Source organism: Nocardioides jensenii JCM 1364 = NBRC 14755 (genome assembly GCF_001552535.1).
GTDB lineage: Bacteria > Actinomycetota > Actinomycetes > Propionibacteriales > Nocardioidaceae > Nocardioides > Nocardioides jensenii.
Window position 1 is genome coordinate 13,514 of record NZ_BCRJ01000046.1, and the last position, 18,411, is coordinate 31,924.

At 68.7% G+C, this 18,411-nt stretch carries 18 protein-coding genes, 1 pseudogene and 1 riboswitch; of the genes and pseudogenes, 7 read left to right on the top strand and 12 right to left on the bottom strand.

The features are described from left to right. Positions 1-167: 167 nt before the first annotated feature. From ribH to ribD, 4 genes are read right to left on the bottom strand one after another with little or no spacing between them, the layout of a single operon-like run. On the bottom strand, positions 168-650 hold the full coding sequence (gene ribH / locus NJ4_RS11145) for a 6,7-dimethyl-8-ribityllumazine synthase (protein WP_067434504.1): 483 nt from the start codon (positions 648-650) through the stop codon (positions 168-170). Beyond that, on the bottom strand, positions 647-1,903 hold the full coding sequence (locus NJ4_RS11150) for a bifunctional 3,4-dihydroxy-2-butanone-4-phosphate synthase/GTP cyclohydrolase II (RefSeq protein WP_067434691.1): 1,257 nt from the start codon (positions 1,901-1,903) through the stop codon (positions 647-649). Before NJ4_RS11150 ends, ribH begins: the two co-directional genes overlap by 4 nt. Further along, on the bottom strand, positions 1,896-2,531 hold the full coding sequence (locus tag NJ4_RS11155; protein ID WP_067434507.1) for a riboflavin synthase: 636 nt from the start codon (positions 2,529-2,531) through the stop codon (positions 1,896-1,898). Before NJ4_RS11155 ends, NJ4_RS11150 begins: the two co-directional genes overlap by 8 nt. Next, positions 2,532-3,572: a bifunctional diaminohydroxyphosphoribosylaminopyrimidine deaminase/5-amino-6-(5-phosphoribosylamino)uracil reductase RibD gene (gene ribD / locus NJ4_RS11160; RefSeq protein ID WP_067434694.1), complete on the bottom strand. Its 1,041-nt coding sequence runs from the start codon at positions 3,570-3,572 to the stop codon at positions 2,532-2,534. A gap of 169 nt (positions 3,573-3,741) precedes the next feature. Beyond that, a riboswitch (FMN riboswitch) is annotated at positions 3,742-3,896 on the bottom strand. A gap of 306 nt (positions 3,897-4,202) precedes the next feature. Between ribD and NJ4_RS11165 the strand changes: the two genes are divergently transcribed. Then, positions 4,203-4,847, top strand: a complete 645-nt coding sequence (locus NJ4_RS11165; protein WP_067434509.1) for a hypothetical protein — start codon at positions 4,203-4,205, stop codon at positions 4,845-4,847. A gap of 13 nt (positions 4,848-4,860) precedes the next feature. Here the strand turns inward: NJ4_RS11165 and rpe are convergent, their stop codons facing one another. The 3 genes and pseudogenes from rpe to NJ4_RS27040 form a co-directional block, all read right to left on the bottom strand. Continuing rightward, positions 4,861-5,523 (bottom strand): ribulose-phosphate 3-epimerase, encoded by a 663-nt coding sequence (rpe, locus tag NJ4_RS11170; protein WP_067434513.1) that lies wholly within the window; start codon positions 5,521-5,523, stop codon positions 4,861-4,863. Between the two features lie 44 nt (positions 5,524-5,567). Then, the gene (locus NJ4_RS27035; protein WP_407668055.1) at positions 5,568-5,897 is read right to left on the bottom strand and encodes a DUF2249 domain-containing protein; all 330 of its coding nucleotides are present in this window, start codon (positions 5,895-5,897) and stop codon (positions 5,568-5,570) included. Between the two features lie 54 nt (positions 5,898-5,951). After that, positions 5,952-6,356: pseudogene (locus NJ4_RS27040) on the bottom strand (hemerythrin domain-containing protein); the annotation flags it as partial. Positions 6,357-6,420: 64 nt separating this feature from the next. Here NJ4_RS27040 and NJ4_RS11180 point away from each other — a divergent pair. Beyond that, positions 6,421-7,110, top strand: coding sequence for a helix-turn-helix transcriptional regulator (locus NJ4_RS11180; protein WP_067434519.1), 690 nt, complete (start codon positions 6,421-6,423; stop codon positions 7,108-7,110). Positions 7,111-7,198: 88 nt separating this feature from the next. On the opposite strand, the gene NJ4_RS11185 is transcribed toward NJ4_RS11180, so the two are convergent. After that, positions 7,199-8,215: an NADP-dependent oxidoreductase gene (locus tag NJ4_RS11185; RefSeq protein WP_245644537.1), complete on the bottom strand. Its 1,017-nt coding sequence runs from the start codon at positions 8,213-8,215 to the stop codon at positions 7,199-7,201. Between the two features lie 133 nt (positions 8,216-8,348). On the opposite strand from NJ4_RS11185, the gene NJ4_RS11190 reads away from it, so the two are divergent. Then, positions 8,349-8,807 carry a DUF6328 family protein gene (locus NJ4_RS11190; RefSeq protein ID WP_245644538.1) on the top strand — a complete coding sequence of 153 codons (459 nt, stop codon included), beginning with the start codon at positions 8,349-8,351 and terminating at the stop codon, positions 8,805-8,807. Positions 8,808-8,827: 20 nt separating this feature from the next. On the opposite strand, the gene NJ4_RS11195 is transcribed toward NJ4_RS11190, so the two are convergent. Continuing rightward, a complete protein-coding gene (locus NJ4_RS11195) occupies positions 8,828-9,751 on the bottom strand; it encodes a LysR family transcriptional regulator (protein WP_067434525.1) in 924 nt (307 codons plus the stop codon). A 76-nt stretch (positions 9,752-9,827) separates the two neighbouring features. Here NJ4_RS11195 and NJ4_RS11200 point away from each other — a divergent pair, with 76 nt between their 5' ends. Then, positions 9,828-11,162 (top strand): FAD-dependent oxidoreductase, encoded by a 1,335-nt coding sequence (locus NJ4_RS11200; protein ID WP_157551069.1) that lies wholly within the window; start codon positions 9,828-9,830, stop codon positions 11,160-11,162. 22 nt (positions 11,163-11,184) lie between these two features. Here the strand turns inward: NJ4_RS11200 and NJ4_RS11205 are convergent, their stop codons facing one another. The 3 genes from NJ4_RS11205 to NJ4_RS11215 are packed head-to-tail and all read right to left on the bottom strand — an operon-like array spanning position 11,185 to position 14,866. Further along, positions 11,185-11,730: a DUF4334 domain-containing protein gene (locus NJ4_RS11205; RefSeq protein ID WP_067434531.1), complete on the bottom strand. Its 546-nt coding sequence runs from the start codon at positions 11,728-11,730 to the stop codon at positions 11,185-11,187. Then, on the bottom strand, positions 11,727-13,421 hold the full coding sequence (locus NJ4_RS11210) for a GMC oxidoreductase (RefSeq protein ID WP_067434534.1): 1,695 nt from the start codon (positions 13,419-13,421) through the stop codon (positions 11,727-11,729). Before NJ4_RS11210 ends, NJ4_RS11205 begins: the two co-directional genes overlap by 4 nt. Beyond that, positions 13,418-14,866, bottom strand: coding sequence for a flavin-containing monooxygenase (locus NJ4_RS11215; RefSeq protein ID WP_067434537.1), 1,449 nt, complete (start codon positions 14,864-14,866; stop codon positions 13,418-13,420). The genes NJ4_RS11210 and NJ4_RS11215 overlap by 4 nt, the downstream gene beginning before the upstream one ends. 161 nt (positions 14,867-15,027) lie before the next feature. On the opposite strand from NJ4_RS11215, the gene NJ4_RS11220 reads away from it, so the two are divergent. From NJ4_RS11220 to NJ4_RS11230, 3 genes are all read left to right on the top strand, one after another. Further along, positions 15,028-15,690 (top strand): TetR/AcrR family transcriptional regulator, encoded by a 663-nt coding sequence (locus tag NJ4_RS11220; protein ID WP_067434540.1) that lies wholly within the window; start codon positions 15,028-15,030, stop codon positions 15,688-15,690. 542 nt (positions 15,691-16,232) lie between these two features. Further along, complete coding sequence (locus NJ4_RS27160; RefSeq protein ID WP_407668056.1) at positions 16,233-16,685, top strand: NAD(P)H-dependent oxidoreductase; 453 nt, start codon at positions 16,233-16,235, stop codon at positions 16,683-16,685. Between the two features lie 19 nt (positions 16,686-16,704). Continuing rightward, on the top strand, positions 16,705-18,168 hold the full coding sequence (locus NJ4_RS11230; protein WP_067434546.1) for a protein adenylyltransferase SelO: 1,464 nt from the start codon (positions 16,705-16,707) through the stop codon (positions 18,166-18,168). The last annotated feature ends 243 nt before the right edge of the window (positions 18,169-18,411 follow it).

Consider the following 18,411-nt stretch of genomic DNA (forward strand, 5'->3'; position numbering starts at 1 on the left):
CCGCGACAGGGCATGGGGATCGCCGGGAGCTCCGCCTCCTCTGAACGCGAGCTGCTTGCGGGCACCGATCAACCGCGCCCAGCGCCAACAGCCCGCCCGGGATGGTGGCGCCGCTGCCACCACGAATCCGTTGCTCACCGAGCGGAAACGGTTCAGCCCGAGTGGCGTCATTCGCCCCCGGTGCCAATCGCGCGGAGCAGGCGTGCGGTGGCCAGAGCTGCCGCGGTGGCCTCCCAGCCCTTGTCCTCCTGCGAGTCGGCCAGCCCGGCCCGGTCCAGCGCTTGCTGCTCGTCGTCGCAGGTGAGCAGTCCGAAGCCGATGGGAGTGCCGGTGTCGAGGGCGACCCGGCCCAGTCCGTCGGTGGCCGCGTTGCAGACGAAGTCGAAGTGCGGGGTGCCGCCGCGGATCACGACGCCGAGCGCGATCACCGCGTCGTGCGACCGGGCCAGCTCGCCGGCCACGACGGGCAGCTCGAACGCACCAGGCACGCGCACCACGGTGGGCGACTCCACCTGGTGGGCGCGTAGCGCACGGTCGGCGCCCTCGAGGAGACCGTTCATGACGACCTCGTGCCAGCTCGAGGCCACCACGGCGACCCGCAGGTCGCGGCAGTCTGTCGGCTTCTGGTCGGGTGCTCCTGCTCCGCTCACAGCGCGTTTCCTTCCATGGTGTGTCCTTCCAGGTCGGGCAGCTGGTGGCCCATGCGGTCGCGCTTGGTCATCAGGTAGGCGAGGTTGTGGTCGTTGGGGTGCGGGGTCAACGGCACACGCTCGGCAACGGTGATGCCGAAGTCCTCGAGGTTGTTGACCTTGTCCGGATTGTTGGTCATCAACCGCACCGAGCTCACCCCGAGGTCGCGCAGCACCTGGGTGGCGGTGCCGTAGTGGCGCGCATCGGCGGGGAGACCGAGGTCGAGGTTGGCGTCGACCGTGTCCCGGCCACCGTCCTGCAGGGCGTAGGCCTGCAGCTTGGCGACCAGGCCGATGCCGCGGCCCTCGTGTCCGCGCAGGTAGACCACGACGCCGCGGCCCTCGTTGACGACCGTCTCGAGCGCCTCGTCCAGCTGCGGACCGCAGTCGCACCGGTGGCTGCCGAAGACGTCACCGGTCAGGCACTCCGAGTGCACCCGGGTCAGCACCGGCGCCTCACCGCTGATGTCGCCGTACACGAGCGCGATGTGCTCGCTGTCGTCGATCGTGATGCGGTAGCCGTAGGCCGTGAAGTCGCCGTACTTCGTCGGCAGGTTGGTCTCGGCGACCCGCTCGACCAGCACCTCGGTGCGGCGGCGGTGGCGGACCAGGTCCTCGATCGAGATCATCTTCAGACCGTGCTCGTCGGCGAACGCGCGCAGCTCGGGGGCACGCTTCATGGTGCCGTCGTCGTTGACCACCTCGACGAGTACGCCGGCAGGGGTGAGCCCCGCGAGCTTGGCCAGGTCGACGGCTGCCTCGGTGTGACCGCGGCGGACCAAGGTGCCGCCCTCGCGGTACCGCAGCGGGAAGACGTGGCCCGGGCGGGTGATCTCCCACGGCTCGGTCGCGGAGTCGGCCAGCACGCGCGCCGTGTGCGCCCGGTCCGCGGCGGAGATTCCGGTGCTGACCCCGTCACGCGCGTCGACCGAGATCGTGTACGCCGTGCGCAGCTTGTCCTTGTTGTGCGGCGTCATCAACGGGATCTCGAGGCGGTCGAGCATGTCGGCAGGCATCGGCACGCAGATCACGCCGCTCGAGTGACGGATCGTGAACGCCATCAGCTCCGGGGTGGCCTTGCTGGCCGCGAAGATGATGTCGCCCTCGTTCTCACGCGTCTCGTCGTCGACCACGACGACCGCCTTGCCGGCCGCGATGTCCGCGATGGCGTCTTCGACACTGTCGAGACGGACACTGCCGTGGTTCTCACTCATGCCCAGGTCCTTCATTGGTGCTGTCTCCTTGGTTGATGTAGCCACTGGCCAGCAACTTCTCGACATGCTTGGCGATGACGTCGGCCTCGAGGTTGACCCGGTCGCCCGGGGCCCGGAAGCCGAGAGTGGTGCGCGCCAGGGTCTCGGGGATGAGGCTGACGGTGAACGTGTCGCCGTGGGTCTCCACGACGGTGAGGGAGATGCCGTCGACCGTGATCGAGCCCTTGTCGACCAAGTAGCGGCCCATCCCCCCGGGCATCCGGATCTCGACGATCTCCCAGTGCTCACTGGGGGTTCGGCGTACGACGGTGCCGACGCCGTCGACGTGGCCCTGCACGATGTGGCCGCCCAGGCGCTTCTCGACGGTGACCGCACGCTCGAGGTTCACCTTGTCGCCCGGCTGTACGCCGAGGAGCGAGGTCTTGTCGAGCGTCTCCTGCATGACGTCGGCGGTCCAGACCGCTCCGTCGTGCTCCACGACAGTCAGGCAGCATCCGTTGACCGCGATGGAGTCACCCGGGCCGGTGCCCTCGAGCACCACCGTCGAGCGGAGGGAGAGGCGGATCGCGTCATCCTGCGACTCGATCGCCTCGACGGTGCCGAGTTCCTCGACGATTCCGGTGAACATTCAGCTCTCCTTCGTGGATGGTGTCATGGTGAGGCGGATGTTGGTCTCGGCACCGGTGCCGAGCACGGTGACGTCGACGACCTCGAAATGCAACGCGTCGGCGATCGTGCTGATTCCGAGGTCGGCCACGGCGTTGCGGCCGGCGCCGAGAATCATCGGCGCGACGTAGGTGACGATCTCGTCGACCAGGCCCGCCGTCAGGAACGCAGCAGCCAGGGTCGGCCCGCCCTCGAGGAAGACGTGACGGTGACCGAGGTCGAAGATCTGGTGCAGCGCGTCGTGCGGATCCTGCGTGCGCAGGTGCAGGCTCTGGGCCCTGTCGTTGAAGATTCGCTTGGTGGCCGGGAGGTCCCGCAGACCCATCACCACCCGCAGTGGTTGCACGCCAACAAGCTGGCCGGGTTCGTCAGGCAGGGTCTCGTCGCGCACCGTCAGCTCGGGGTCGTCCACCTCGACCGTGTTGGCGCCGACCATCATCACATCGCACTCGCCACGGAGACGGTGCGTGTCGCGCCGAGCCGGGGCCGAGGACACCCAGCGACTGGTGCCGTCGGCGGCGGCGCTGCGACCGTCGAGGGTGGTGGCGAACTTCCACGTCACGAACGGACGCTCGTGCTCGACGGCGAAGGTCCAGGCCCGGTTGAGACCTCGGGCGGCGTCCTCCTGCAGGCCGTGCACGACCTCGACGCCCGCTGCACGCAGCGTCTCCGCTCCCCCGGCCGCGATCGGGTTCGGGTCGGACTGCGCGAAGACCACGCGTCGCACACCCGCGTTGATCAGGGCCTGCGCACACGGCCCCGTGCGACCGGTGTGGTTGCAGGGTTCGAGGGTGACCACGGCCGTCGTACCGCGGGCCAGGTCACCCGGCGCCTGGCGGGCGGCCTCGGCGAGCGCGGCCGCCTCGGCGTGCGGTGTACCGGCTCCGCGATGGAAGCCCTCAGCCACCTCGACGCCGTCGTCATCGAGCAGGACACAGCCCACGCGTGGGTTCGGGCCGAGTGGTACACCGGGCGTGGCCGCGATCTCGAGCGCACGCAGCATGGCGCGCTGCTCGGCGGCGGAGAACTCGCCGACGGGCGCTCCTGTGACAGTCACCTGCGTTGCCCCTCTCGGTCCGGTCGCGGACTCGGGGGCCGTGATGCGGGTCGATCGGCAGGGGGTCAACTCGTGCGTGCTGCGCGTCGGACGGCCTCACGCAGAGCATCAACCTCTGCGTGCACTTCCCATCCGGACTTTGACCGTCGGTCCAGGAATCTCACCTGGTCAACCGATCACTGGTTGTGACCGGGTCGCGGACTTCCGGGCGAAGAACCTCTTCGTCCAGTCACCGCCGGCTCGGAATTGCACCGACCCCAGAGCACGCGAGTTGAAAACTCGACAAAGACCATGCTGCCACACGACCTTCAGGATTGCGCCAAGAGCCCGATCACTGGACATCGGGACTCGTAGGACATCGGGACTCGTAGGACATCGGGTCTGTTGGTCCGGAAGGGCACGGGAGCAGAGCAGGGCACCATGCCGCGTTGCATGAACGTTTGTTCACGGGCGACCTTGGACAAACGTTCATGCAACAAGGATCGAGCCTGGCCCAGCCACTCGCTCCCACCCGTGGATCGACCGACCTGTGGATGAACAGCTCGGAGTGTCGGCAGGCGCGGGTCGGATGGTGGCATGCCACGACTCATCGACACCCAGACCCGGGCCGCCTCACTGACCATCGCCATCAATCACGTCATCGCCACGGACGGCACCCCCGCCCTCAGCCTGCGCAGAATCGCAGAGGTGAGCCGGGTGAGCCCTTCAACGATGGTCAACGACTACGGGTCGCGGGAGCAGCTGCTGCGCATCGCTGCCCACCTGACCGCCAACGATCGGTTGCGCCAGTTCGTGATCGGGCAGCCCTGCACCGGGCTCCTCGCCCTGTTGCCCGGCTCCGATCCCGAGCACTCCGACCACGTCGACGCCGTGGTCCAAGCCCGCGTGTGGCAGGGCTGGATGGAGCTCTGGCGATCCCTTCCGGGGCTCGAGTGCCGGCTCCAGACCCACTACACGACGCTCCAGGAGTTCCTCTCGGTGCTGACCGAAGGTCGACTCTCGACCACAACGATCAACGGCATCCTTGCCATGAGCGAGGGGCTGGAGCAGCAGATGGCGCGGCCGGTGACACCGCTGTCACCAACCGCCGCCCGCGAGCTCCTGGCACGGCACCTGAGGCACCAAGGGATCCCTGCCGCGCCGGTGCGGCCAGGAGAGCGCACGCCTGATCATCTCGTCGCGGCCATCAACTGGATGCGGCACAGCGTGCTGGAGCGGTGAAGACGCACTCGCCCTAGCTCGCGGCGGCTTCGGCCTTGACCTTGAGCTCACGCACCATGGCGTCGGGGTCCTGCGCGGAGTAGACCGCGGAGCCGGCGACGAACACGTCGGCGCCGGCCTCGGCGCAACGCTCGATGGTCTCGAGCGAGACACCACCGTCGATCTGCAGCCAGGTCTCGAGTCCGTGCTTGTCCATCAGGGCGCGGGCCTTGCGGATCTTGGGCAGGCAGAGGTCGAGGAACTTCTGACCACCGAAGCCCGGCTCGACGGTCATGATCAGCAGCATGTCGAGCTCGGCGAGGAGGTCCTCGTAGGGCTCGATCGGCGTGGCCGGCTTGAGCGCCATCGACGCCCGCGCGCCCTGGTTGCGGATCTCGCGGGCCAGCCGGATCGGCGCCTTGGCCGCCTCGACGTGGAAGGTCACCGAGCCGCACCCTGCTTCGGCGTACGCCGGGGCCCAGCGGTCCGGGTCCTCGATCATCAGGTGCGCGTCCATCGGCAACGGCGTCGACTTGGCCAGCGACTCGACGACCGGCAGGCCCAAGGTCAGGTTCGGCACGAAGTGGTTGTCCATCACGTCGACATGCACCCAGTCGGCACTGCCGATCCGGCGTACTTCGTTGGTCAGGTCGGCAAGGTCGGCGTTGAGGATGCTCGGAGTGATCTGGATACCCACGAGCCGGACTCTATCTGTCCGGTGCGGACCACCGACGAGAGCGGTCAGCTGATACGGACGAGCTCCAGGCGCCAGGCCTCGGGTCCACGAGTCAGGTAGTCGATGCTGAACGCTCCCGGCGAGCGTCGTTCGAGCTGCGCCAGCAGCGGCAGCGGGTCGTGCGGCGCGACCAGGACCAGCCCCTTGCCCGGACGCACGGCGTCCAACGCACCGAAGACCGTCGCGTGCCGGATGGCGTGCGGAATGGTCCGGGCATCGAGCTCCGGGTAGCCGTGACCGTCCTCCTCACCGCAGGTGCAGTCCTGCCCCGGCTCCGACGTCGAGTGCACGTGAGCGGACCCGTCCGACACCTCCGCCCCGAGCAGTTCGTGCATGCCGTCGAGCAGGCCGGCGAGCGAGACGGCCGGGTCGGCAACGAGCAGCGGGAGGATCTGGTCGTTCTCCTTGGCGAGGTGCGTCCCGAAGACCGCCTTCAGGGCGCCGGCCGCGGCCACGGCGGACATCCGATCTTCCGCGGTGGCGAGCTCGTCGATCACCGCACCGATGAAGGAGTGCTCGCTCAGCATCGCCTCGACCAACAACCGTCCCGAGGCGTGGGCGGCGGCCGCGCGATAGAGCGTGCCCTCCTCGGCGATCGCGTGCGGCAGCAGGTCGTCGCGGCCCCACGCCACGAGATCGTCGCGCACAGCGGTGACGTCACCGCCCGTGCGCGCGACGCCGATCAGTGCCTCCACCTTCAACGACAGGACTCCTGCCATCTGTGCGTGGTGCTCCTCGACAGCCTCGGCTGCCCTGGCATCCGCCTCGTTCGAGGCGATGGTCACGTCGTTCATGTCGATCCCTTCACCGGCCGCTCACCGTGGCGGCATCCACCATCTATTTACTACACTGTCCTCCGTGGAAAACAATCGCCAGCTCGGGCCCCGCTCCGGCGCGGGCCGAAAGCCTCTCTCCGCGTCACGGGCAGGCATCCTGGATCGACTCCGCGACCAACCCGAACCCATCACGCTCGCGGCACTGGTCCGGATCACCGCCCTGCACGAGAACACCATCCGAGAACACCTCGAGGCGCTCGTCCACCGCGGACTGGTGCGCCGCACCAAGGCCGAGCCGCACGGCCGGGGTCGCCCCGCCTGGCTCTACGAGCTCAGTGGCGAGTCAGAGAGCAGCGAGTACGCCGGGCTGGCCACGGCGCTCGCGTCGGCGATCGCCCGGACAAGTTCCGACCCCCACGCAGCAGCCGTGGCCTCAGGCGAGGAATGGGGCCACCAGTTGGCCGCGGGCCGCTCCCCCGCCCGAGAGCTCACCGCCGACGCCGCACGCGCGGAGACGCTGGACATGCTCGACGACCTGGGATTCGCCCCCGAACCCGACGAGACGGACACCCTCAGCAGAACGCGGCTGACCCGCTGCCCACTGCTGGAGGCAGCGCACCGCCACCCGGACATCGTCTGCGCCGTGCACCTCGGCATCGTGCGCGGGGCACTCGAGGAGCACGGCATGTCACCCGACGGAACAGACCTGATCCCGTTCGCCGAGCCCGGCGCCTGCCACCTCGTCGTACCCCCGACGCCACCACCGGCGTAGCCGCCGGGGTCGGCCGACAGCGTGGCCGGCCGGGGTCGGCCGGGGTCGGCCGGGGTCGGTCGACAGCGTGGCCGGCCGGGTGGTGCGACTACTCGCCCACCTTCACCAGGAGCTTGCCGAAGTTGCGGCCCGTCAGCAGTCCACGGAACGCCTCCGGCGTCTGCTCGAGCCCCTCGACGATGTCTTCGCGGTAGCGCACCGATCTGTCGGCGACCCACGCAGCCATGTCCCGCAGGAAGTCTTCGTGATGCGTCGGCACGAACTCCTGCTGGATGAACCCGCGGATGGTCAGGCTCAGCGACAGCACCTTGCCCATGAACGCCGGCAGCTGGTCCGGGCCCTGGGGCGCGGACGTGGCGTTGTAGTTGGCCACCAGGCCGCACACCGGAATGCGGGCGAACGTGTTGAGTCGGCGTACGACGGCCGCGGTCACCGGGCCGCCGACGTTCTCGAAGTAGACGTCGATGCCATCGGGCGTGGCCGCGGCCAGGTCATCGACGAACGTCGGTGAGCGGTGGTCGACGGCCGCGTCGAACCCGAACTCCTCCAGGAGCGCACGGCACTTCTCGGGTCCGCCGGCGACACCGACCGCGCGGGCACCCTTGATCTTGGCGATCTGGCCGACCGCAGAGCCGACCGGGCCGGTGGCTGCCGCGACGACGACCGTCTCCCCCGGCTTCGGCTTGCCGATCTCGAGCAGTCCCGCGTACGCGGTGAAGCCGGGCATGCCCAGCACGCCCAACGCGGTCGAGACCGGTGCGGCCTCCGGGTCGAGGCGGCGGGTCTGCCCGGCGTCGACGACGGCGTGGGTCTGCCAGCCGGCGAACGCCAGCACCAGGTCACCGGGCTGACGGTTCGGCGAGCGCGACTCGACCACCTCGCACACGGTGCCGCCGATCATCACTGCGCCGACCTCGACGGGCTCGGCGTACGACTTGGCGGCGCTCATCCGGCCGCGCATGTAGGGGTCGAGGGAGAGATAGATGGTGCGCAGCAGGACCTGTCCTTCCTCGAGTGCCGGGAGTTCCTCGTCGACGAAGGAGAAGTCGCTGTCCTGGGGCTCGCCGACGGGTCGGGAGGCCAGGCGGATCTGGGTTGTCTTCACTGTCGCGATGCTACTGACCCGCCGTCCGTGCCCCGGTACTGTCACCTCATGGGTGCCGAGGTACGCACGATCGACGACGAGACGGGCTCCGCGCGTGACGCCAGCGTCTGAGAGAACCGGCCGGGACGAGACCGTGGAAGAACGGGCAGACCGCAACTGGAACGAGCTGCTCCAGGAGTTCCGGGTGCTGCAGACCGGCGTACAGATCCTCGGCGGCTTCCTGTTGACGCTGCCCTTCCAGTCACGCTTCGCAGATCTGGACGACTTTCAGCGGACCCTCTACCTGGTGCTGGTGCTCCTCGCCACGGTCAGCACGTGCGCGATGTTGGCTCCGATCGCGCTGCACCGCCGGGTGTTCCGTTGGCGACGCAAGCAGCGCCTCGTGGCAGCAGGGCATCGGCTGGCCCAGGTCGTGATGGTGCTGGTCGGACTGCTGGTCACGGGGATCGCCGTCTTCGTCTTCGACGTCGTGCTCGATCGGCAGGCCGCCCTGATCGTGGGTTGTGCGATGTCGGCACTGGTGCTGGTGGCACTGGTCGGCATTCCACTTCTCGCCGGGGGGCGGCACCCACCGCGTCATCCCGAGGCCTGACCGGTCGCGGTTGGGCAGGGTCAGGCCTGCGACGTCGCCGCCCAGTCCACCAGGTCACGGGCCGGTCCGGCAGGAGGATGCGCGCCGCCCTTCCAGACCGCGTGGAGCAGTCGGGGCAGTTCGAGCCCGGTGATCGCGATGCGGACGAGTCGCCCGGCGGCCAGGTCGTCGTACACCGCGTGGGCGCTGAGGGCCGCGGGGCCGGCTCCGGCCGCGACGGCCGAACGCACCGCCGCGGTGCTGGACAGCTCCAACGCGGGCTCGGTGGTCGGTCGGTCGGCGAGCGCCCTCTCCAGAACCGTCCGCGTCCCGGAGCCGGCCTCACGCACCACCAGGGGGGTGGCGGCGAGCGTGTGCACGCTGACCCGACGGCTCGGGCGCGAGGCCCAGGGATGGCTCGGCGCGACCACGACCACGAGCTCGTCGACTCCGACGAGCCGATTGCGCAGATCACGCGGCGGTTCCGGGCCCTCCACGAATCCGACCTGGGCCTCCCCTGAGGCGACCATGGCTGCGACCTGTTCACTGTTGGTCGCGGTGAGCATGAACTCGGTGGCCGGCACCCCGAGCCGTTGCTGTTGCGTCCGGACGGCGACCAGCCAGCTCGGCAGCAGGTATTCGGCAATCGTCAGGCTGGCCGCGATGTCCAGGTGTCCGCGGCGGTCCTGGCGCAGTGCGGTGATGCCGGCGTCGAGCTGGTCGGCGGCGTCCAGCACGCGGCTGGCCCACTGCACCACCAGCTCCCCCGTGGGGGTGAGGGCCGAGCCCCGGCGGGTCCGGTCGAGCAACGGCGCCCCGACGAGGCTGTCCATGGTCCGCATGCGTGAGGATGCCGCCTGCTGGCTGATGCCGACCTCGGCGGCCGCGGAGCTGAGGCTCCCGGTTCGGGCGACGACCACGAGCAACTCGAGTGCGCGCAGCTCCGGCACGTGTGGACCCAACATGGTCACAAGGCTACCTTGTGACCAGACAACCTCGTTCTCGTTCCATGGCTGGCCGCGGATCCACAGACTGGGAACCATGACTCTTCGCGTTGCCATCGTGGGTGGCGGTCCCGCCGGCATCTATGCCGCTGACCTGCTGACCAAGTCCGAGACGGATGTCTCCGTCGACATCATCGAGCGCCTGCCCGTGCCCTTCGGGCTGGTGCGCTACGGCGTGGCTCCGGACCACCCGCGGATCAAGGAGATCGTCAAGGCCCTGCAGCGCGTGCTGGCCAAGCCCGAGGTCCGCTTCCTGGGCAACGTGGAGTACGGCGTCGACGTGAAGCTCGAGGACCTGCGCGAGTTCTACGACGCGGTCGTGGTCGCCACCGGCGCCATGTCTGATCGAGCTCTCGGGATCCCGGGCGAGGACCTGCCCGGCTCATTCGGTGCCGCGGACTTCGTCTCGTGGTACGACGCACACCCGGACGTGCCGCGCACCTGGCCACTGGAGGCGGAGCACGTGGCCGTCCTCGGCGTCGGCAACGTGGCACTCGACGTGGCACGTGTCCTGGCCAAGAAGGCCGAGGAGATGCTGGCCACCGACATCCCGGCGAACGTCCATGAAGGACTTCTGACCAAGCGGGCCACCGACGTTCACGTGTTCGCTCGCCGCGGACCGGCGTACGCGAAGTTCTCGCCGCTCGAGCTTCGCGAGCTGGCCCACTCCCCCAACGTCGACGTCATCGTGCACCCCGAGGGCTTCGAGGTGGATGAGGCGAGCATGGCGCACGTGGCCGCGAACAAGCAGGCCAAGATGGTGCTGAACACACTCTCCAACTGGGTGGGTCGCGAGCCCACGGGCAAGGCGCACCGCATCCACCTGCACTTCCTCGAGCAGCCCGTCGAGATCCTCGGCGATGACGGCGTCACCGGTCTGCGCACCGAGCGCACCAGCCTGGTCGGCGACGGCTCCGTGGCGGGCACCGGCGAGATCACCGACTGGGACGTCCAGGCGGTCTACCGTGCGGTCGGCTACCGCAGCACGTCGCTGCCGGGCCTGCCGTTCGACGACCGGGTTGCAGTCATCCCGAACGACGGAGGCCGGGTGCTGGACCTGGACGGCGAGTCCATCCCCGGCACGTATGTGACCGGCTGGATCAAGCGCGGACCGGTCGGCCTGATCGGGCACACCAAGAGCGACGCGGCCGAGACGGTCGCGCACCTCGTCGCCGAGACCACCGCCACGGCGACCGAGCGCGACCCGGGGGCGGTCAACGCCTACTTCGCCGAGCGTGGCGTCGACGTGGTGGAGTTCGCGAACTGGGAGCGCCTCGACCAGCACGAGATCACTCTCGGTGAGGTCGCTGGCAGAGCACGCGTGAAGGTCGGCGACCGCGAGGAGATGCTGCGCGTCGCCCACGCCGGTTGAGGAGGTCGCGCCAGCACCTGCCTCAATCAGCAGCCTGGTCGCGGACGAGGACGAAGAAGTACGGCTGCGGGATGTCCCTGAAGTCCATCAACCCCAACAAGGTGTCGTCGTCGACTCGTCGAAAGACATCGATGATCGGCAGGTGGTCATAGACCATCGCCGCGCTGACCACGCCGCGATGGTCAAGCTCGCGCAGACGGGCCCGGTGCTTCGTGGTGGTCAGGGCAGGTTTGAGCAGGCTCATGACACGTCGGCCCCGAGCCACGACTGGCGCCGGAAGGCGAGGTGCCAGTCCGAGCGGGATACGTCGCGGATCCACGGCGAACACGTCGCCGTCCGGTGCCCGGAAGAGCAGCGGGTGGACGGCGTCAGGACCGTCGAACTGCTTGCCGTACCAGCCAGAGGCCGCGAGCAGGCCGTCCATCGGGTGACCGGTGCCCAGCTCACGACCGTGCCACCGTCCCGAGATCTCCGCGGCACGGACCGGCGGCAGGTCGTCGTACAGGGCCAACGCTGCGGCGACTGGACAGACGGGTTCAAGGGACGCCAACCGGGTGCTGGCGCTCATGCGGTGTCGCCCGTCGAACTGCCGGTCATGTTCCCGACTCGCAGTGCGCCCGGCGCCGAGGCCGGCACGGCGGGGTGGTGGGGATGGACCGGGGAGATCCGTTCATAGGGATCGCCCAGCTCGGGTCGCGGGTCCGGCTCCCCCTTGTTGGGCCAGAACGACATGGCCCGCTCGGCCTGCGCCGTGATGGTGAGTGACGGGTTCACGCCGAGGTTGGCGGTGATCGCGCTGCCGTCGGCGATGTGCAGTCCGGGATGTCCGAAGACCCGCTGATAGGGGTCGATCACGCCCTTCTCGGCAGACTCACCGATGGTGCAGCCGCCGATGTAGTGGGCCGTGGCCGGAATGTTGAGGATGTCCGTGGCGATGTTCATCGAGAACCCGTCGAGGTCGTTGGCGTAGTCGCGCGCAATCTCGTGCGCCAGCGGGATCCAGTCCGGGTTGGGCTCACCCACGCCCTGCCTGGTCCGGAGCCACCCGCCCTTGAGGTAGGAGGTGAGGCTGTTGTCGAACGACTGCATCACCAGCAGGATCACCGAGCGCTCGGAGGCGGCCCGCGGGTTCTGCGAACGAAGGAAGGTGAGCGGGTGCAGCAGGATCGTCACCAGCAGTCGCAGCGCCCGGAACGCGCCACCGTCGACCATCGGGACGGTCTGCACGAAGAGAGAGTTCTGACCCTTGCCATAGCCGACGGCCTCGATGTGGGTCTGGGGGTCAGGGTGGATCGACGACGTGATGGCCACCCCCTGGGCCAGGTCGTCACGGGTGTTGCTCGTCACCGCGATGATCGCCTCGGAATTGCTTCGGGTGAGCTCACCCAACCGGGTCGACAGGTTGGGCAGGGTCTCGTCGCCACGCAGCTTGTGCAGCAGTTTCTGGGTGCCCAGGGCAGCGGCTGCGAAGACGACGTGCTGTGCCGTGAACGTGCGACGCCCCTTGCGCAGCTTGCCGTTCGAGCGCACCGTCTCGACGACATACCCTCCCTGGCCGTCGGGAGCCACCGAGGTGACCGTCGTCAGCGGGTGCACCTGCGCACCCTTCTGCTCGGCGAGGTAGAGGTAGTTGGTGGTGGTCGTGTTCTTCGCGTTGTGCGTGCACCCCGTCATGCACTCGGAGCAGTGGATGCACCCGGCGCGACGCGGGCCGGCGCCACCGAAATAGGGGTCGTCGACCTCGACACCTTCGTTGCCTTCGTTGAAGAAGACGCCGACGTCGGTCTTGTGGAAGGTGTCCTCCACGCCCCGGCGGCGAGCGATCTGCAGCAGCACCTCGTCCCTCGGCCCGACCCGGGGATTCTCGGCGACGCCGAGCATCCGCTTTGCCTGGTCATAGAAGGGCGCGAGCTCAGACTGCCAGTCGGTGATGTCGGCCCAGGCACGGTCTCGGTAGAACTCCGGCAGCGGCTCATAGAGGGTGTTGCCGTAGATCAACGATCCGCCGCCGACGCCGGCACCACTGAAGACCATGCACTTGCCCAGCATGCTGATCCGCTGAGGACCCGTCAGCCCGAGTCTCGGCGCCCAGATCGACTTGCGCAGGTTCCAGTTGCTCGTCGGGATGTCGTCGGCGTTCCACCGTCGTCCGGACTCGAGCACACCGACCCGATAGCCCTTCTCGGTCAGACGCAGTGCGCTGACACTGCCGCCGAATCCGGAGCCGACGACGATCACGTCGTAGTCATGGGTCTTCATCGGGAAACCACCTCGTAGTCGGCCGGGTCGAACTTCGCCTGATTCTTGTAGTCGAGCCCGAGCAGGGGCCAGTTGGTCGTGATTCGCCCGTCCTCCTGGCGATACCAGGACGTGCACTGGCTCCAGACACTGCCGCCGAGCTTCGCCTGAATGCGCTTGTCGTGGGCCTGCTCCACGTCGCGGCGTACGGCGACGGGCGCCCCCGAGGAGGCGATGTGTCGGACGTAGTCACCGAGGTGTCTGGCCTGGGCTTCGAGGAAGTAGATGATCGAGCCGCCACCGGTGTTGGTGTTGGGGCCGTACATGATCAGCAGGTTGGGGAACCCGGGCACGGTCATGCCGAAGAAGGCGTGCGCTCCACTGGCCCATTCGTCGTGCAGCTCGCGGCCACCCGGGCCCTTGATCGACATCGGCGCCAAGAACTCGGTCGCCTTGAAACCAGTGCCCCAGATGATCACGTCGACCTCGTGCTCGACGCCGTCGGCAGTTCGCACCCCCTGGGGCGTGATCTCGGAGATCGCATCGGTGGTCACCTCGACGTTGGGTCTGGCCAGTGCAGGAAGGTAGTTGTTGGAGAAGAGGATGCGCTTGCAGCCGACCGGGTAGTCGGGCCAGATCTTCTCGAACAGGCCCGGCTTCGCCTTGGTCTGCCGCTTCATGTGCGCCTTGGAGGCCGCCTTGATCGCTGCGGCCAACGGCTTCGCGTGCACCCAGGCGACGCTCAGGCTCTCGACGACGCCGTACCACGTGGCGCGCTCGGCGAGCTGGGTGGCGGGCACCCGTTCGAAGACCTTGTGGTGTCGGTCCGAGAACTTCCGGTCGGGGCGCGGGATGATGTAGGGCGCCGAGCGCTGGAAGAGCGTCAGTTCGGCGACCTCGGGCTGGATCTCGGGAACGAACTGCACCGCACTGGCCCCGGTGCCGATCACCGCGACCCGCTTGCCGGCCAGATCGACGTCGTGGTCCCACAGCGCGGAGTGGAAGGCCGGGCCCGAGAACGAGTCGCGGCCCGGGATGTCGGGGTACGACGGTCGCGAGAGCTGCCCGACCGCCGACACCAGCACGTCGACCACGACGGTCTCGCCGGTGCTGAGCTCGACGGACCATGTGCCGGCGGCATCGTCGTAGTCGGCCCCGAGCACTTCGGTGTCGAAACGCACGTGCCGGCGTACGTCGAAGGTGTCGGCGACCTCGCGCATGTAGTCGAGGATCGCGGGCTGGCGGGAGAACCGGCGTGGCCAACGAGGGTTGGGCGCGAACGAGAACGAGTAGAACGGCGAGGGCACGTCACAGGCAGCACCGGGGTAGGTGTTCTCGCGCCAGACACCGCCGACGTCAGCAGCCTTCTCGAAGACAACGATGTCGTCGAAGCCCTGCTTCTTCAGCTCGATGACGGCGGCCAGGCCACCGAAGCCGGTGCCGATGACGGCAATGGAGGGGCTCATCGATTCCTCTCGAATCCAACAAAACAGTTGATGCATACGGTTTCTAGTTTCACCAGCACGTCGGCACACTGTCAAGAGGTGGCAGCCGCGAATGGGCAAAAGCGGGACATCCCGTTGCCGACGATTGACCCATGTAACCGTCACATCGTATTGTTTGTTGCGTGACAGTGACTCCGCCCCGACGCACCCAGGCCGAGCGCCGGGCGTCGACCCGCGCCCGGATCCTCACCTGCACGGCCGATTCCCTGCTCGAGCGGGGCTATGCCGCGACCACGATCAGCGAGATCCAGGAACGGGCCGGCATGGCCCGCGGCACGGTGCAGCACCACTTCCCCACGCGAGCCGAGTTGCTGATCGCCGCCATCACCCACGTGGTCGACGCGCGACTGGAGAAGTTCCGTCGCGAGGCCGAGCTCCTGCCGCCCGATCAGGACCGCATGCAGGCCGTGGTCGATCTGGCTTGGCGCGACCTGAACAGTCCGGCGTTCTTCACTGCCCTCGAGCTCTGGGTCGCGGCGCGCACCGACGCCGACCTGCGCGAGCGACTGCTCAGCGAGGAGACGCGAGTCTTCGCTGAGATGCGCAAGCTCTATGCCCAGGTGCTCTGCGAGCCCTACACCTCAGACGCCCGCACCGAGACCCTGGTCGAGTTCACCATCGCCCTGCTGAGTGGCCTGTCGGTGACCGCGATGCTCACCGGCTCTCTCGGCCAACGCGAGGCCGTGCTCCGGCGGTGGAAGCGCGCCCTGGCCGTGATGGTCGGTCAACTGCCGGCCGATGAGCTGCTCGAGGGCCGCCCACTCCGCCGGGCCTCCACGGACTGACCCAGACATCCTTCACCGCGACCGCGACTCAGGCCGGGCTCATCGGCAGATCGAGACTCAGAGGCTGAGCACGCGCAGCCTCACGCCCCGTGCCCTCGCCGAGCCCCGCCAGCTGCGCAGACGGGGGCGGCAGAGCAGGTGGACGCTGACCGCACAGTCGCACCCCTCCGCACGGCACACCACGGTGACCCTGACCTCGGCAGGCTCGGCACAGCGCCGCGGAGGGACGTCGTCCGAGTGCCGACAGTCGCAGCGCGGTGCATTCGCGTCTCGGGCGACGACGAGTCGCGAGGTGAGATCTGGGCGGACGGATGTCTTCGGCACGGTGCCTCCTGGGATCGGTTCGTGACCGATCACGATCCGCAGTTCCACCGACATTTCCCGGCGGTTCTCCACAGGTGCTTGATTGACCCCAATGACGACGTCCCCGCGGGCGAGCGACAAGTGGATCGATCTCGGAGCCCTGCCGGATCCTGCGCCAGTCCGGCCGCGATCTCGCACTGACTCATCCCGCTCGCGGTGGACTCGGCTTCCTCACGGAGATAGCCGCTCGCCGGCCTCGGTGCGATGCCGCGCTCTCGCGGCGCCTCGTCGTCCCAGCCTGCGAACCATACCCAGTTGCTTCGGCTGGCGGCGGTCAGCCGGCGGAGGCCGCCGCAGCGCTCAGCGGATCACACGGGTTCGTCCTCGGCAACCCGGTACACCGCTCGACCTACTCCTCGCTGACGGCCAGCTTCCTTGAAGCCGTTCAGCGAGCACCGGGTCCGTTGGCGGGCAAGCCGGTGGCAATCGTGATGACGGCTGCAGCGCCTGAGCATCTTTTGGCTACTGAGCGCTTGAACGCGCCGCTCGGAAGCTCCTTCGCTGCGTTGTGTTTGACGCCCGAGCTCTTCCTCCGAAGCGAGGCATTCGAGGACGAGCGACTCTCAGCTCGGTTCGAGGCACTAGCTCGAGCGCACGGAGAGGCTCTGGGTGAGCAGTGCCTGGCGTGGTGAAGGGCCGTAGCGTGGAGGGATGAGCGTCACGCTGACATCGAGCATCACACTCGGCAACCGCTTCGCACGCGAGCTGCCGGAGCTGGCCGTCGACTGGCAGGCCGAGAAGTTTCCCGACCCGCGCCTGCTGGTGCTCAACGAGCTGCTGGCCGTCGACCTCGGGTTCGACCCGGCGTGGCTGCGGACGCCGCAGGGCGTCCGGCTCCTGGTGGGCAGCGCAGTGCCCGATGGGGCCACTCCGGTGGCGCAGGCCTATGCCGGCCACCAGTTCGGCGGCTACGTCCCGCGTCTCGGTGACGGCCGCGCTCTTCTCCTCGGCGAGGTCACCGACGCCGAAGGCCGGCAGCGGGACCTGCACCTGAAGGGCTCAGGCCGAACTCCGTTTGCCCGGGGCGGGGACGGACTGGCCGCGGTGGGCCCGATGCTGCGCGAGTACGTCGTGAGTGAGGCGATGCACGCCCTCGGCGTCCCCACCACCCGGTCGCTGGCCGTCGTGGCGACCGGCCAACGGGTCTTGCGGGAGACCGCCCTGCCCGGCGCAGTGCTCAGCCGTGTGGCCAGCAGCCACCTGCGGGTGGGCACCTTCCAATACGCGCGCGACACTGGCGACGTCGATCTGCTGCGCCGGCTGGCCGACTGCGCCATCGAGCGCCATTACCCGGCCGCAGCCGGGTCTGAGCGGCCCTACCGGGCGCTGTTCGAGGCGGTCGTCGCCGCCCAGGCGTCACTGGTCGCCCGGTGGATGCTGCTCGGCTTCGTGCATGGAGTCATGAATACCGACAACATGACGATCTCCGGGGAGAGCATCGACTACGGCCCCTGTGCGTTCATCGACTCCTTCGACCCGGACACGGTGTTCAGCTCCATTGACCACGGTGGCCGCTACGCCTACGGCAACCAGCCGCTCGTGGCCGAGTGGAACCTCGCCCGCTTCGCCGAGACCCTCCTCCCACTGCTCGACGAGGACCGGGAGCGGGCGGTCGAGCTCGCGGTCGAGTCGCTGGAGCGTTATGGACACCAGTACAGCGACGCCTGGTCGGCCGGCATGCGAGCCAAGCTCGGGCTGCCCGACGGCCTGGACACTGCTATCGGTGACGCCCTGGTCGAGGACCTGCTCCGGCTCCTGCGCCACGGACGTGTCGACTGGACCGGCTTCTTCCGAGCGATGGGTGCCGCTGCCCGGGGTGACACCCAGTTGGCGCGCAGCCTGTTCCACGACCTCGCGGCCTTCGACACCTGGGCCGAACAGTGGCGCGCAGTCGGCCCCGACGCCGACTCAATGGACCGGGTCAACCCCGTCTACATCCCGCGCAACCACCTGGTCGAGGGGGCGCTGACCGCGGCCACCGACGGTGACCTCGATCCGGTCCTGCGGCTGCTGGAGGCGGTGTCCTCGCCGTACGTCGAGCGGCCCGGCCTGGAGCGATACGCCGAGCCGGCACCGGAGGACTTCGGCACCTACCAGACCTTCTGCGGGACCTGAGCGCCCCGAGCTGCTCGAGGTGACCCGCGCGGCGCACTTCATGCCGATCTGAAGTTCGCGGGTCCAGCCGATGCAGGATGGGCCCTCGGGGCATCGCCGCGTGCAGTAGCCCAGCACGGCTGGAAGGTCGAGCTCTCACCGGAGGGCGCCTTCGATGGCCACACAACCGGAGCCTGATCGACCCGTCTGATCAGAAAACGGCCGCCAGAGTTCGCGCCGATTGATCGCCTGGCCGACCCGGAT

What these genes read in the sequence shown, in the direction of transcription:
- NJ4_RS11215 (WP_067434537.1), bottom strand. Translation starts at nt 14,866, where the DNA reads ATGAGCCCCTCCATTGCCGTCATCGGCACCGGCTTCGGTGGCCTGGCC.
- NJ4_RS11205 (WP_067434531.1), bottom strand. Translation starts at nt 11,730, where the DNA reads ATGAGCGCCAGCACCCGGTTGGCGTCCCTTGAACCCGTCTGTCCAGTC.
- NJ4_RS27035 (WP_407668055.1), bottom strand. Translation starts at nt 5,897, where the DNA reads ATGCACGAACTGCTCGGGGCGGAGGTGTCGGACGGGTCCGCTCACGTG.
- NJ4_RS11200 (WP_157551069.1), top strand. Translation starts at nt 9,828, where the DNA reads ATGACTCTTCGCGTTGCCATCGTGGGTGGCGGTCCCGCCGGCATCTAT.
- NJ4_RS11210 (WP_067434534.1), bottom strand. Translation starts at nt 13,421, where the DNA reads ATGAAGACCCATGACTACGACGTGATCGTCGTCGGCTCCGGATTCGGC.
- NJ4_RS11230 (WP_067434546.1), top strand. Translation starts at nt 16,705, where the DNA reads ATGAGCGTCACGCTGACATCGAGCATCACACTCGGCAACCGCTTCGCA.
- NJ4_RS11165 (WP_067434509.1), top strand. Translation starts at nt 4,203, where the DNA reads ATGCCACGACTCATCGACACCCAGACCCGGGCCGCCTCACTGACCATC.
- NJ4_RS11195 (WP_067434525.1), bottom strand. Translation starts at nt 9,751, where the DNA reads ATGTTGGGTCCACACGTGCCGGAGCTGCGCGCACTCGAGTTGCTCGTG.
- NJ4_RS11155 (WP_067434507.1), bottom strand. Translation starts at nt 2,531, where the DNA reads ATGTTCACCGGAATCGTCGAGGAACTCGGCACCGTCGAGGCGATCGAG.
- NJ4_RS11150 (WP_067434691.1), bottom strand. Translation starts at nt 1,903, where the DNA reads ATGAGTGAGAACCACGGCAGTGTCCGTCTCGACAGTGTCGAAGACGCC.
- ribD (WP_067434694.1), bottom strand. Translation starts at nt 3,572, where the DNA reads ATGCTGCGTGCGCTCGAGATCGCGGCCACGCCCGGTGTACCACTCGGC.